The 12,334-nt window shown below is 62.7% G+C and carries 14 protein-coding genes; 6 read left to right on the forward strand and 8 right to left on the reverse strand.

The features are described from left to right. Positions 1-104: 104 nt before the first annotated feature. Positions 105-827: a GntR family transcriptional regulator gene (locus tag MOK15_RS19890; RefSeq protein WP_242933798.1), complete on the reverse strand. Its 723-nt coding sequence runs from the start codon at positions 825-827 to the stop codon at positions 105-107. A gap of 169 nt (positions 828-996) precedes the next feature. On the opposite strand from MOK15_RS19890, the gene MOK15_RS19895 reads away from it, so the two are divergent. The 5 genes from MOK15_RS19895 to MOK15_RS19915 are packed head-to-tail and all read left to right on the forward strand — an operon-like array spanning position 997 to position 5,661. After that, the gene (locus MOK15_RS19895) at positions 997-2,484 is read left to right on the forward strand and encodes an aldehyde dehydrogenase family protein (RefSeq protein WP_242933417.1); all 1,488 of its coding nucleotides are present in this window, start codon (positions 997-999) and stop codon (positions 2,482-2,484) included. Further along, positions 2,481-3,272 carry a carboxymuconolactone decarboxylase family protein gene (locus MOK15_RS19900; protein WP_242933418.1) on the forward strand — a complete coding sequence of 264 codons (792 nt, stop codon included), beginning with the start codon at positions 2,481-2,483 and terminating at the stop codon, positions 3,270-3,272. Before MOK15_RS19895 ends, MOK15_RS19900 begins: the two co-directional genes overlap by 4 nt. A gap of 13 nt (positions 3,273-3,285) precedes the next feature. Continuing rightward, positions 3,286-4,050, forward strand: a complete 765-nt coding sequence (locus MOK15_RS19905) for an SDR family oxidoreductase (protein WP_242933419.1) — start codon at positions 3,286-3,288, stop codon at positions 4,048-4,050. Beyond that, a complete protein-coding gene (locus MOK15_RS19910) occupies positions 4,047-4,856 on the forward strand; it encodes an NAD(P)-dependent oxidoreductase (RefSeq protein WP_242933420.1) in 810 nt (269 codons plus the stop codon). The genes MOK15_RS19905 and MOK15_RS19910 overlap by 4 nt, the downstream gene beginning before the upstream one ends. Before the next feature lie 19 nt (positions 4,857-4,875). Then, positions 4,876-5,661 carry an SDR family oxidoreductase gene (locus tag MOK15_RS19915; protein WP_242933421.1) on the forward strand — a complete coding sequence of 262 codons (786 nt, stop codon included), beginning with the start codon at positions 4,876-4,878 and terminating at the stop codon, positions 5,659-5,661. A gap of 57 nt (positions 5,662-5,718) precedes the next feature. On the opposite strand, the gene MOK15_RS19920 is transcribed toward MOK15_RS19915, so the two are convergent. The 4 genes from MOK15_RS19920 to MOK15_RS19935 all read right to left on the reverse strand — a co-directional run bounded on the left by MOK15_RS19920 (position 5,719) and on the right by MOK15_RS19935 (position 9,593). Beyond that, on the reverse strand, positions 5,719-6,456 hold the full coding sequence (locus MOK15_RS19920; RefSeq protein WP_242933422.1) for a TetR/AcrR family transcriptional regulator: 738 nt from the start codon (positions 6,454-6,456) through the stop codon (positions 5,719-5,721). 20 nt (positions 6,457-6,476) lie between these two features. Further along, complete coding sequence (locus tag MOK15_RS19925; protein ID WP_242933423.1) at positions 6,477-7,943, reverse strand: aldehyde dehydrogenase family protein; 1,467 nt, start codon at positions 7,941-7,943, stop codon at positions 6,477-6,479. Between the two features lie 25 nt (positions 7,944-7,968). Next, the gene (locus MOK15_RS19930) at positions 7,969-8,715 is read right to left on the reverse strand and encodes an SDR family oxidoreductase (protein ID WP_242933424.1); all 747 of its coding nucleotides are present in this window, start codon (positions 8,713-8,715) and stop codon (positions 7,969-7,971) included. Between the two features lie 95 nt (positions 8,716-8,810). Beyond that, positions 8,811-9,593: a hypothetical protein gene (locus MOK15_RS19935; protein ID WP_242933425.1), complete on the reverse strand. Its 783-nt coding sequence runs from the start codon at positions 9,591-9,593 to the stop codon at positions 8,811-8,813. A gap of 169 nt (positions 9,594-9,762) precedes the next feature. Here MOK15_RS19935 and MOK15_RS19940 point away from each other — a divergent pair, with 169 nt between their 5' ends. Further along, entirely contained in the window at positions 9,763-10,281 is a 519-nt protein-coding gene (locus MOK15_RS19940; protein WP_242933426.1) for a cupin domain-containing protein, read from the forward strand. On the opposite strand, the gene MOK15_RS19945 is transcribed toward MOK15_RS19940, so the two are convergent. Genes MOK15_RS19945 through MOK15_RS19955 form a run of 3 tightly spaced genes read right to left on the reverse strand, consistent with a single transcriptional unit; the run spans position 10,278 to position 12,327 of the window. Continuing rightward, positions 10,278-11,138, reverse strand: a complete 861-nt coding sequence (locus MOK15_RS19945; RefSeq protein ID WP_242933427.1) for an alpha/beta hydrolase — start codon at positions 11,136-11,138, stop codon at positions 10,278-10,280. The two genes, MOK15_RS19940 and MOK15_RS19945, sit on opposite strands and share 4 nt — an antisense overlap. Then, positions 11,138-11,566 carry a nuclear transport factor 2 family protein gene (locus MOK15_RS19950; RefSeq protein WP_242933428.1) on the reverse strand — a complete coding sequence of 143 codons (429 nt, stop codon included), beginning with the start codon at positions 11,564-11,566 and terminating at the stop codon, positions 11,138-11,140. The genes MOK15_RS19945 and MOK15_RS19950 overlap by 1 nt, the downstream gene beginning before the upstream one ends. Beyond that, positions 11,566-12,327 (reverse strand): SDR family oxidoreductase, encoded by a 762-nt coding sequence (locus tag MOK15_RS19955; protein ID WP_242933429.1) that lies wholly within the window; start codon positions 12,325-12,327, stop codon positions 11,566-11,568. Before MOK15_RS19955 ends, MOK15_RS19950 begins: the two co-directional genes overlap by 1 nt. Positions 12,328-12,334 lie beyond the last annotated feature (7 nt).

A 12,334-nucleotide genomic window follows, 5' to 3' on the forward strand; every position in this document is an offset into this window, starting at 1 on the left:
CGGCCAAACAGGTAGCTGCCAACATGGCAATCCCGTAACCCTAGCCGGGCGGGATCACAAGCGGATGATCGCCATCGGTCGAAACAAAAGCAAGATCGTATCCGCTAGGCGGGATCGTCATTCAGTCCGCAGAAGGCGGCAACAATCTGACGATTTTGCCGGTCGGCCTCGAACCGAGCGAGCGCCGGATCGCGATGCAGGATGGCATCGATAATTTTAAGGCGCCCAACCTTCCATTGTCCCAGATCAAAGGCGCCATGCAACATGGCGTCGCCTTCCGAACGACGGGCCGTACCAAGGGCGACGCGCGTGAGCAGTTCGAACAAGGGCTGGCTTACCATGCGGAACAGAATGTCCTGCAAGCTGGTCTCCAACCCACCCAGAGCGGACGCATCCTCGCAAGACGCAATCTCAGCCCGAAGTTGACGCAATTCGGCATGAATAGCGAGGTCGTCGCATCGCGCGGCGGTGGCACAGAGCTGATTGAAGAGGAGTGATGTGATGTCGAGCACCTCGCGCCAGGAACCCGGTTCGCTATACAGATAGGCGCTCAACATGCGCTCCAGGTCCGCCAGTCCCGGCCGCCGGCCATAATAGCCACCGCCAGGCCCACGCCGGACTTCCAATATGCCCTCATGCTCCAGAATACGCGCGGCTTGCTGAACCGTCACGATACCGACACCCAGTTCGCGCGCCAGGGTCGTCAACGAACCGATCTGCTCCCCGGCGGGCCGCGCAAAAATCCGTCCCCGCAGCGCTTCGGCTGCATTGGCAACCACATTGCGCTTGCCGTCGCGTTTCTGACGGTCTGCCGCCGCTTGATCCATTTTACCCACCGATAAAAATATGCCTATAAAAGGGAAGTTCGCAAGGGCGATATCGCATAATCGCGGCTTGAACTTGAATAAATATAGCTTTTATTGAGTGATAAGCAACATAGCGGCTGGCACAGAGATGAACGGATTGAGTCGGAGAGTTCCGGCCGGGGAGAGAGAAATGGCGTTCACAGAACCATCAACCGACGCGCTGCCGCGTCATCCGATCATCATTGATGGCAAGCGCGAGGAGCAGGGAAGCGGCCTGGTCTACCCGCATGTCTATCCCGGCACCGGCAAGGTTACCCGCGAACTGCGCATGGCAAGTGCCGGCGACGTCGATCGCTCGGTTGCGGCAGCGCGGAAGGCTTTCCCCGCATGGCGGGCCATGCCCGGCGACAAGCGGCGTGACCTCATGTTCCGCATCGCCGCGTTGCTTGAGGCGAAATCGGGGGAGTTCGCACCCAGCCTCATCTCGGAAAACGGTTCGGTCGCCATGACGGCGCCTTATATGGGATATGATGCCGCACAGAAATTTCGCTATTTCGGCGGCTGGTGCGACAAGATCCACGGACGCACAATCCCCATGTGGGGCACGCCTGCCCATGACTATGTGTCTTACGAGCCCTATGGCGTGGTCGGTATCATTGTGCCCTGGAACGGTCCCCTCTTTGCCGCGACCATGGTTCTCGCCCCGGCGCTCGCAGCCGGCAATTGCATCATTCTGAAATCACCGGACCTTGCCCCCTACAGCGCCATGAAGCTTGTGGAGATCCTGCATGAGGCCGGGCTTCCCGACGGCGTCGTCAATCTTGTCACCGGCGGCGCGGACGTGGGCGAGGCGATGGTGGCGCATCCTGGAATCGACAAGATCGAGTTTATCGGCTCGGGCGCTACCGCAAAGAAGGTGCTGACCAGTGCGGCGCAATCGCTCAAGCCGGTGGGACTCGAACTCGGCGGCAAATCGGCCGTCATCATATTTGACGATGCAGATCTGATGCTGGCAGCGAAGAAGGGCCTGACCGGCGCAATCTCCTCCAATGGGCAGGGCTGTGTGAATGGCACGCGCCTGCTCGTACAGCGCGGGGTCTATGATCGCTATCTCCAGTTGATCGCGGCCATGGCCGCCCAGGTGAAATCCGGCGATCCTTTTGATCCCTCCACAATATTGGGGCCGGTCATCAGCCAGGGCGCGCTCGATCGCATCAGCGGCATGATCGATCGCGGCGTGACAGACGGCGGCAGGATCGTGGCGGGTGGCGCGCGTCTGGACGGGGCGTTTGCTCAGGGCTTCTTCCTGCCAGTGACCATCCTGGCGGACATTTCCAATAATTGCGAGATCGCCCAGACAGAGGTGTTCGGCCCGGTGCTGACCGTCACGCCGTTTGACGATGAGGAAGAGGCGATCACGCTGGCGAACGGCACCGACTATGGCCTGGGCGCCTATGTCCATACTCAGAATCTGCGTCGCGCCCACCATTTGGCGGGCACGCTGCAAGCAGGCATGATCCATGTGAACGGAGCGGGCGAAGCGATGCAGCCCAACTGCCCGTTCGGGGGGTTCAAGAAGAGCGGCCATGGCCGCCTGGGCGGGGTGGAGGGTCTGCACGAATTCCTCCAACCCAAGAATATCTGGATGAGCATGGCGCCGCCGGAGGGCGGACAATGAGCCTGCTCGACCCACGCCTGCGCACCGAACGGGGGCGTGCGCTCCAGACCGAGTTGACGGGTCAGCCCCCTGCCGAACCGGAAACGCTGCTCCAGCAAAGTTGGCGCGACTTCATCTATGCCGAAATCTGGTCGCGGCCCGGGCTGGATCAGCGAGCGCGCTTCCTTATCTCGATCGCATCGGCCGCCGGCAGCAATGGTCCGCGCGATGCACTCGACGCCTATGTCCGTGGAGCGCTTACCACCAAGGCGCTGACGCTGTCCGAACTGCGGGAGGCGGCGCTGCACGTCGCCGTTTATTCGGGCTGGGACCGGGGCGGCGATCTCGACGCAGCGATCACGCGCGTCGCAAAGACATTGGGGATCGCATCGGTCAGCCTTCCCCCGATCCGCAGCGCGCCCTGGGACCCCCGGCACCGGATGGAGGAAGGGTTCGCCGAGTTCAACGCCGTCATGACATTCGATGGCCCGCGTGTCGGCAACGGCCTGCCCTATCTGCAGGATGGAATTCTGAACTTCGTGTTCGGCGAAATGTGGTGCCGTGATGGGCTGGATCAGCGCGCACGCCGCTTCCTGACTTTGGTGGGGGTAGCGGATTCCGCCGCGGTGGTGCCGATCGGCAGCCATTTCCATGCCGCCATGGCGAGCGGAAACTGCACAGCTGCGGAACTGCATGAATTCGTGCTGCAATATGCCGTCCATGCGGGATGGCCAAAGGCATCGGTAATCCAGGGCGTCGTTTTCGAAATGGCCGGCAAGATCGAAAAAGGCCTGCCCTGGAACGGGTAAGGCGGGAGAGCATATGATGAATATCCGCATCGATATGACGGACAAAGTCGCCATAGTGACCGGGGCGGCTTCGGGCCTTGGCCAGGCAACCGCGCTAAAACTTGCCGAGGCAGGCGCGAAACTCTGCCTCGCCGATGTCAATGGTGAGGGGCTGGCGGAAACCCAGCGACTGCTCGCCGCCAACGACGGCACAAGCATTACGCATGTTGCGGACCTTTCCGATCCGGCCGCTTGCAGAGCATTGGTCGCAGCTACCGTAACGCATTTTGGGCGGCTTGATGCGCTGTGCAACGTGGCGGGTCTTATCTACCTCGCCAACTCGCCCGAAATGCCGGAAGAATTGTGGCATCGGACCCTTGCGGTCAATCTGACGGCGCCCTTCCTCCTTTCGCAGGCGGCAATCCCGCACCTGCTCGATACGCATGGCGCAATCGTGAATGTCGCGTCATCGGCCGCCTTTATCGGCGAAGCCTATGCCGCCGCTTACTGCGCCTCCAAGGCGGGGCTTGTGAACATGACCAAAGCGATGGCGATGGAGTTCCAGAAGAAGCCGATCCGTATCAACGCCATCGCACCCGGCGGCATGATAACCAACATCGTCACGAACTTCCGCCCTCCGGAAGGTTGCGATGTCGAATTGCTCAAACGATTTTCGGGTATGCGCGGCACGGTAGAGGTCGATGACGTCGCCGATATGGTTGTCATGCTGGCATCCCCCGCCGGGCGGGGCTTCCACGGCAACTGCCTGTCCATCGACGCCGGCATCACGGCAGGATGAGCGTGATGGAAAAGATCGGCTTCATCGGCATCGGCAGTCAAGGCGGCCCCATGGCCGAGCGGATCGCCGCTGCTGGCTATCCACTCACCCTTTGGGCGCGGCGGGCCGATGCATTGGCGCCCTTTCTAGCGAAAGGCGCGAAAGGCGCAGCGCATATCGCGGACCTTGGGGCAGTCTGCGATCATGTCGGCATCTGCGTGGTCGATGATGCGGGCGTTGCCGCGATCGTTGACGATCTCCTCCCGGCAATGAAGCCCGGCAGCCGGATCGTCGTCCACTCCACGATCCTGCCCGACCATTGCGTCGCCCTGGCGCAGCGTTGCGCCGAAAGGGGGGTCGGCTTCATCGATGCACCGGTGAGCGGGGGTGGAGCAGGCGCCGCAGCCGGGACGCTCACCGTCATGTGCGGCGGCGCGCTCGCCCTGTTTGACGCGGCGAAACCCGTTTTCGAGACATTCGGCGGTCTGATCGTGCACATGGGCGACGTCGGTGCGGGACAAAGAGCCAAGATCGTCAATAACGCCCTGATGGCGGCGAATATGGGGCTGGCCCATGCGGCGATGGATGTGGGGGCCGCGCTGGGGCTGGATGGCGCGGCGCTGCGCGACCTCGTGAAAGCCAGTAGCGGGCGCAGCTTCGGCTTTGAAGTCTATGCGCGCCTACCCACGCCCCAGGCCTTCTCGCACGGCGCGCCGCTCCTGATGAAGGACGTAAATCTTCTCAAGGCAACCCTCCCCGGCAATGCCGGCGCCGAAGCTCTCAGCTCGGCTGCCGATCCCTTTCTTTCCGCCGCGAGCGGCATCTGACAATTTCGGAGGACATAGTATGAGCTTCACTCTCGACCAGTTCCGCCTTGATGGCAAAGTGGCCATCGTTACCGGTGCCGGCGGGCGCGGCAATTCAATCGGACGCGCCTATGCGATCGGGCTGGCTGCGGCTGGAGCAGCGGTCATCGTGGCCGATCTCAACGGCGATGGTGCGCGGGCCGTTGCAGACGAAATCGCGGCAGCGGGAGGGACGGCGCTGGCCGTGCAGGTCGATGTCGCGGACGAAGCGTCAACGCTCGCCATGGGGGCAGCCGCCCGGGAAGCGTTCGGCGGTGTCGACATCCTTATCAACAATGCAGCGCTGATGGTCGATGTCAGCTACGACAATTGCGAGACGGTCAGCCTCGACGCCTGGAATCGCGCTTTCGCGGTCAATCTCAACGGGGCGCTGCTCTGTGCACGGGCCGTCATCCCCTCGATGCGCAAACGCGGCGGCGGCCGCATCGTCAATCAGACATCCGGCGGCGCGTTCCCGGCAAGTGGCCTCTATGGTATCTCGAAGCTGGCCCTGGTCGGCCTGACCACCACGCTCGCCAAGCAATTTGGCAAGGACAACATCACCTGTAATGCCATCGCACCGGGCAATGTGACGTCCGACGCCGGCAAGATGCTGGTTCCGGATGATTCGCCCTTCATCAAGTTCCTGCAGATGACGTGCGCCCTGCGCGCGCGCGGTGAACCTGATGAACTGGTCGGCACCGCACTTCTGCTCTGTTCCGAAGCAGGGCGGTGGATCACCGGCCAGACCATTCATGTCGATGGTGGATGGGTGCTCCGTCCCTGATCCACACCGTCATTGCGCGCCTAGCGAAGCAAGAACGCTTCTCGTGGCCTCGCTGCGTTACGCAGCGAGGTTTCTATAATCGCGAATGCCGAGTTCCAGGAGCCGTGCTTCCGCCTTGAGCAGGTGAGTTCGGCCCAGCGGGTTGGGCGTATGCAGGATATGTTGCAGGGCCATGTCGGTCGTCACGGTGACGACACGCTCCAGTCCGGTCATCAGCGCGGTCGCCATGCTGAAAAGCGGTGATTGCGATTGGCTAAGATCACCATCCATCTGCTCGACCAGCAGCCGCATTACCGGCTGGGCCGCCCCGACGCGATGCAGCATCATCCGCTCATTCTGCGCGTCGGCCATGCGATTTCGCAAGTGGAGCAGGCGCGAATGCTTGATCCAGAAGCCATGATAGGCGGTGACGAATGCCAGCGTCCGTTCACCCAGCACCGCATCGTCCCAACGGCTGCGCAACAACGAGATATACTCATCCTCGGCCGTCGCCATCACCGGCTCCAGCACCGCGACCAGCAATTCGGTGAGATCATTGAAATAATTATAGAGCGAGGTCATGCCCAGCGAAGCCTGCCGCGCCACCGCGCTGAGCGAAATCTCGATATCAGGCGGACCGGCAAGCAAGTCATTGGTGGCAGCGAGAATACGGTCGCGCGTGTCGCGCCCCTTGCGCCCCAGCCGCTGGCCGTTGAGATTGTGGCTGAGCAGTTTCGCGGTCGCCGATGCGCGCGGACGAGCAGATGACGCCTTGGCCATCTTCTCTACCGCCGCTTCATCCGCCTTTGTACCCAAAGTCCGATCCCGCTATCCTGTCATGCCCGCCAGGCCACCAGCTTGGTTTCGAGAAACTCCTCGATTCCCTCCAGACCCCATTCGCGGCCCATGCCACTGGCCTTGTAGCCGCCAAAAGGCAAGTCCCCGGCGATGCACATCCCGCCATTAACGCTCACCGAGCCCGCCCGTATCCTGCGGGCGACATTGATCGCGCGATCGAAATCCCCGGAAGCCACGCCGCCGGACAGGCCATAAGCGCTCTCATTGGCGATGCGGATCGCATCTTCGTCATCCTCATAAGGGATTACGACCAGAACAGGGCCGAAAATCTCCTCCTGCGCGATGCGCATGTCGTTGGTGACGTCCACAAAGCAGGTCGGTTCCACGAAATAGCCATGGCCCTTGTCGGGACGCGCCTTGCCGCCCGCGAGGAGGGTCGCCCCCTCCTCCTGCCCCAGTTGAACATAGGAAAGGACACGCTCCATCTGCTTCTTCGACACCACCGGTCCCATGATGTGCTGCGGATTGTCGAAATCGCCCCAATTATCCCCGAAACTGCCATAGGCATGTTTGAGCACCGCCTTCGCTTCCTCATAGCGGCTGCGCGGCACCAGCAGGCGCGAATGGACGGCACAGCCCTGACCGGCATGGAAAACGAGCATGGACTGGGCCACATCCATGGCGAAATTGGGCGCATCGTCGAGGACGATTTTGGCGGACTTGCCGCCCAGTTCCAGGAAAATGCGCTTCAGGCTGGCACCCCCCTGTTCCATGATGCGCTTACCCACTCCGGTCGAGCCGGTGAAGGAGATGAGGTCCACCCTGGGATCGGTCACCAGCATCTCACCCGCAAGCGCCGGATCGCTGCCGAAAACGACGTTGAGCACGCCGGCGGGAAAGCCTGCCGCTGCCGCCAGTTCACCAAAGATCGCGCCCATGCCCGGCGTGTTGGGCGCGGGCTTCAGGATGACGGTGCAACCGGCGAGCAGCGCGGCGACCACCTTCCCGACATTGACATAGAGCGGAACGTTCCAGGGCGTGATCGCCCCCACCACGCCAATCGGCTCATAAAAGGCCCGGCGTTGCGTTTCGAAGCCATATCCGGTGCGCGCGCCGAAATCCTTCTCCCATGCGATCTGGGGGAAGAGGCGCAGATAATCATCCCAGCCTTCCAGCGCCATGTCGACATGCGCGCGCCCGACCGCCCCTATGGCGGCGCCGGCCTCATGGCGGGCCAGATCGGACAGGCGATCCCTGTTCTCCTCGAACAAGGCCCGCAATTTCGTGACGAGCGCGACGCGCAGTGCGACATTGGTCGACCAGTCGGTCGTGTCGAATGCCCGGCGAGCGGCTGCGATCGCCGCATCGACATCTGCGGCCGAAGCGTCGGCGGCGCGGCCGACCGGTTCCCCTGTCCACGGACCGATCACCTCGAAAGTCCTGCCGTCCTCAGCCGTACGCAGGACGCCATCAATATAGAGTTTGGCGTCGGGGAGAATGGCCATGATCTTGGTCTTCCTATGAATGGCGTTATGGTTGGGCGCGACGGTCGGCAGTGAGCGCGACGTGACGAATATGGAGGTCGGCCGGCATGTCGACGACCGCGCGGAAGGCGTCCGTGACGGAATTATAGTGGCTGATGGGGCGTTCGCGGGGATTGAGGCCGATCTTCGCATTGTCCTGCATGAAGCGCATGGCGACATCCATCGGCCAGCTCGTCCCGGTCTTGGTCTCATCCATCATCTGCCCGGCCTGCACGACCGTCACGCGGACGCCATCGTCAGCCAGTTCGCGCGCCCAGATGTCAGACATCAATTCCATCCCCGCCTTGCCCCCGGCATAGAGCCACAGCATCGCCATCTTGATGGCCACGGCCTCACTGCTCACATTGATGATGTGGCCGTTGCCCCGCAGCAGCGGCAGCGCTTCGCGCGCGCAGAAAATGGTGCCGGCGACATTGGTCATCAACGAGGCGACGACCTGATCGTCCCGCACCTCGGCCAAGGTGAAGGGTTCGTAGATGGAGGCGTTGTTGATGAGGACGTCGATCTTAGGGTGAACCTCGGCAATCTTCGCAAAGGCCGCGCGTACCGATGCGGGATCGGCGATATCGCAGGCCAATGCCAGGTGTGACGCACCCAGTTCCGCCGCCACGGCCTCCACCTTGGCGGCGGTGCGTCCAAGCAGAACCACCGTCTCCCCGTCCGCCGCGAAGCGCCGGGCGAGCGCACGGCCCAAGCCATCGCCTGCACCGGTAATGACGATCGTCTTGCCCATGCCTTCCATCCTCTTTCCGCTCTTTCCCCCTACCTGCCTTCAGTCGCAGGTATCAGGCAAGAGACAGACCATCGTACGCGCGATAGTTCGCCGCTTCACCCCACCGGGCGAGCAAAATCCGCAGGATAGACCGACAGGTCGCCATCATAGGCGATGCCACCGGGCCAGAAGCGGGTGCCGCTCACCTTGCGGAAATAATGGACGGTGCGCGCGAAGGAGCCAGCCGCCGACCGAGACGCAAAGGCGACGCCGCTGGGGCTGACGCCACGCGCGCGCGCGCTGAAATCCTTGACGGTGAAGAGCAGATCGTCCGTCTGCTGCGCACAAAGAACTAGGTCACTACCGGGGCAGTAACGCCGTGGCTCGACCTGCACCGGCGACAGACGGCCACGCTTCATCGCCACCTTGCCCGGCACCCGCGTCACCTCAGGCGCGTGCACCGTGTCATACCAATGATGATATTCCGCCTCCCGTCCGGCGACGAAATTGGCAAGGATGATACTGACCCCGGAGAAAGGCTGGTCCGTGCGATGATTGGGGCTGAAGGCCCAGTCCCCATACATGGCATAGCTGTAGATGCGCTCGGTCTCTGCGCCATCGTCGATCAATCCCGCATCCCGCACCTCGGCCAGCAGCGGCCCCAAGGCCGGAAGATCGATTTCAGCCGCCGGATAATCGAAATCATAAATGCTGAGGAACGACCAGGGCTGGGGAATGTCCGGCATGATCTGCTCCGCCGTCACGGCGTAACGATCAGCCGAACGAAAACCCCGCAGACGAGCCAGATCATCCCGATGCCTGCCATCGAACCATTGCGCATAGTCACCCTCGCGCCCGGACGGGACGTTATGGAGATGGATGGTCGTATAGAGGCTCATGTCCCTCAATCTCCTGCATCTTCGGGCGGCAATGCAGCACGGACGGCCAGGTCATGCCAGCGCCTTGCACAGCGAAGGCGCAATGATCGCCGGGGCATTGATGGGCAACGCTGGCTTGACCCTCAGCCGGTCCGGCCGCAGCCTTTTCCGGTTGATGAAAGGGATGGCCATGCCTGAAAACGCCGCGCCACGCTTTGCCCTGTTCCGCGCCAGCGAGGCACGCGATTTCGAAGAGAGCGGGTTGATGTCGACCGTTCCGCCCACACCGGTCGAGATGGCGGGATCGATCGCCGCTGTCGAAGCGGGAATGCTGGAGGGTACGCGCGTCACGCTGCTCTTCTCCCTGCCGGGGATCAGCCTCACCCATGCCTGGTTCCGCAGCGGCTTCCCGCTTCCGAGGCACAGCCATGATGTCGACTGCCTTTACTATATCGTGGCGGGATCGTTGCGAATCGGCACCGAAACACTGGGGAAGGGCGACGGCTTTTTTGTCGGCGCCGACATACCCTATGCCTATGTGCCCGGCGAGCAGGGTGTCGAGGTGCTGGAGTTCCGGGCGTCCGACAGCTTCAACATCCGCCTTCTGGCCAATAATCCCGCTTATTGGACAAAAATGGTCGAAAGCGTGGAGTCGCGCCGGGCTGGCTGGAAGGACGAGGCACCCCCATCCGGATATGAACCGGCCTAGACGCCCGCCGCAAAGTCCAGGATCATCGGCGCCAGCAACGGCCAACGGCTGAACAGCCCGGCTTCACCCTTGAGGTTCGCCACCAGCCGTTCCACCCATTCTCCGTCGCCCCATGGCGGCTCCGCCAGCCGCGCGCCGGGGATCAGCGCCGCCACCGCCTCGCTGGTTGCGCGGCTATGATGCATGTCGGAAGCACCGCTGCGCAATAGCATGACCGGCATCGCGATCCGGGCGAGCTGATCGGTGGTGGCGCAGGGGATGGGCGCACCGGACTGCGGAAAGAAGGCTTCGGCCCAGGCCGTCATGGTCCCGATAAAAGCATCGGGATCAAGCGCCAACAGGCGGTCGCGATTGGGCGGATGACGCATGAGCGGCTCCTGCCAGCCGGGGAGTTCGGCCACTTCGGCCATGCCACCATGGGTGGCCGCGATCAGGGCGTCGGCACAGTAGAAGGACGGCAACGTCGCGATCCCCACTGCGCCACCGCTCAGCCAGAGGATGAACGCACGTTCCACGACATCAGGATGATGGATGGCGGTGAGCAAGGTTTCGCGGGCGCCGCCCGATCCACCGACCAGCAGCGCCGGTCCCATGTCCAACGCACGCAACAGGCCCGCGAGCATATTCGCATTCTGGAGCGATTCCGAAGGGCCGGACACGCGGATATCGGATTCTCCGCAATTGGGGCGGTCCCAGATCAGCACCCGGAAACCGCCCGCTGCGATTCCCTGCGCCAGTTCGTGGATCCCCGGCGCATCCTTCGAGAAGCGGCCACCCGGCGTAATCGCTGCCGTTCGCATACCATCGCCTATGATCTCATAGGCCAGCGCCACACCATCGACGATACAACGCGGCATCACCCCTCTCCCGTCGGCCGCTGCATCTCCAGCATCAAGCGTGTCAGGCGCGATTCCGCGATCTTCCAGCCGCCCGCCTGCCGTCGATAGCGCTCATGATAATGACCAAAGCCGGTGAGTGTACGACCATCCGGCCAGACGAGCCGGTCCTGCATCGGCCAGATCGCGGACGCCTGATCCTGCTCCACCGTGATTTCCGGCATATGCACCTGATGGACGGTCCGCGCCGCCTCGATCGATTGCCGCACCATCGCGACGACCGCTTCCCGCCCCGCAAGACGCGGTCCGCCCGAAGCACTGGTGTCGAGCAGGACATCCTCGGTGAAGAGATCGGCGAAAGCGGACCATTCCTTGAGGTCGAGCAGGCGACAATAGCGCGCCTTGAGATTGGCGATGGAGACCCAATCGGGAAAGCCGGGCGCGCCCATCAGAAACGGAAGCCCCGCATCTGATTGTTGCCATCGCACAATATGACCTGATTGTTGATGAAGCTGCCTTCATCCGAAGCGAGGAAAAGGGCAAGCTGGGCGATATCCTCCGCCGTTCCCTGACGCTTGACCGACTGCATCGCCTTCAGCTTCTCCCAGTTGGCGGCGTCGACCCCCTGCTGCGCGGCCTCCGTCGCCATCAGCCCCGGTGCGATGGCGACGCAGCGTATCTCATCGGCGCCGAATTGCTGCGCCATCGCATGGGTGAAGAGGTTGAGCGCCGCCTTGGTGATGCCGTAGGCGGTTGCCGGGTTATAGCTCGCCATCGACGATTTGTTGATGATGACCCCCTTGGCCCGCGCCAGGGCGGGCCGGAGCGCTTCGGCCAGCAGCATCGGCCCGATGGTGTTGACGGCAAAATAATGCTGCCATTTCGCCTGGCCCAGCCCGAAGAAACCGCGCGCAATCTCTCCGGCATGGAGACCGGCATTGTTGATGAGCACATCCAGCCGATCGTGCGCGGCCAGCACTGCGTCGGCACAGGCCTGGATGTCGGCTTCCTCACCCATATCGACGCGATGGATTTCGACGCTGGCGCCCACTTGCTCGATCAGGCTCCGGCTTTCTGCCAGACCGGCTTCATTGATGTCGGCGAGAATCAGGTGGGCACCTTCCCGCGCGAAGGCCAGGGCATGGGCACGCCCCAGCCCCCCGGCCGATCCGGTGACGAGCACCGTCCTTCCCGCGAACCGATCACCCATATCCATC

The sequence above is a fragment of the Sphingobium sp. BYY-5 genome (assembly GCF_022758885.1).
Lineage (GTDB): Bacteria > Pseudomonadota > Alphaproteobacteria > Sphingomonadales > Sphingomonadaceae > Sphingobium.

What these genes read in the sequence shown, in the direction of transcription:
- MOK15_RS19890 (WP_242933798.1), bottom strand. Translation starts at nt 827, where the DNA reads ATGGATCAAGCGGCGGCAGACCGTCAGAAACGCGACGGCAAGCGCAAT.
- MOK15_RS19895 (WP_242933417.1), top strand. Translation starts at nt 997, where the DNA reads ATGGCGTTCACAGAACCATCAACCGACGCGCTGCCGCGTCATCCGATC.
- MOK15_RS19900 (WP_242933418.1), top strand. Translation starts at nt 2,481, where the DNA reads ATGAGCCTGCTCGACCCACGCCTGCGCACCGAACGGGGGCGTGCGCTC.
- MOK15_RS19905 (WP_242933419.1), top strand. Translation starts at nt 3,286, where the DNA reads ATGATGAATATCCGCATCGATATGACGGACAAAGTCGCCATAGTGACC.
- MOK15_RS19910 (WP_242933420.1), top strand. Translation starts at nt 4,047, where the DNA reads ATGAGCGTGATGGAAAAGATCGGCTTCATCGGCATCGGCAGTCAAGGC.
- MOK15_RS19915 (WP_242933421.1), top strand. Translation starts at nt 4,876, where the DNA reads ATGAGCTTCACTCTCGACCAGTTCCGCCTTGATGGCAAAGTGGCCATC.
- MOK15_RS19925 (WP_242933423.1), bottom strand. Translation starts at nt 7,943, where the DNA reads ATGGCCATTCTCCCCGACGCCAAACTCTATATTGATGGCGTCCTGCGT.
- MOK15_RS19930 (WP_242933424.1), bottom strand. Translation starts at nt 8,715, where the DNA reads ATGGGCAAGACGATCGTCATTACCGGTGCAGGCGATGGCTTGGGCCGT.
- MOK15_RS19935 (WP_242933425.1), bottom strand. Translation starts at nt 9,593, where the DNA reads ATGAGCCTCTATACGACCATCCATCTCCATAACGTCCCGTCCGGGCGC.
- MOK15_RS19940 (WP_242933426.1), top strand. Translation starts at nt 9,763, where the DNA reads ATGCCTGAAAACGCCGCGCCACGCTTTGCCCTGTTCCGCGCCAGCGAG.
- MOK15_RS19945 (WP_242933427.1), bottom strand. Translation starts at nt 11,138, where the DNA reads ATGCCGCGTTGTATCGTCGATGGTGTGGCGCTGGCCTATGAGATCATA.
- MOK15_RS19950 (WP_242933428.1), bottom strand. Translation starts at nt 11,566, where the DNA reads ATGGGCGCGCCCGGCTTTCCCGATTGGGTCTCCATCGCCAATCTCAAG.
- MOK15_RS19955 (WP_242933429.1), bottom strand. Translation starts at nt 12,327, where the DNA reads ATGGGTGATCGGTTCGCGGGAAGGACGGTGCTCGTCACCGGATCGGCC.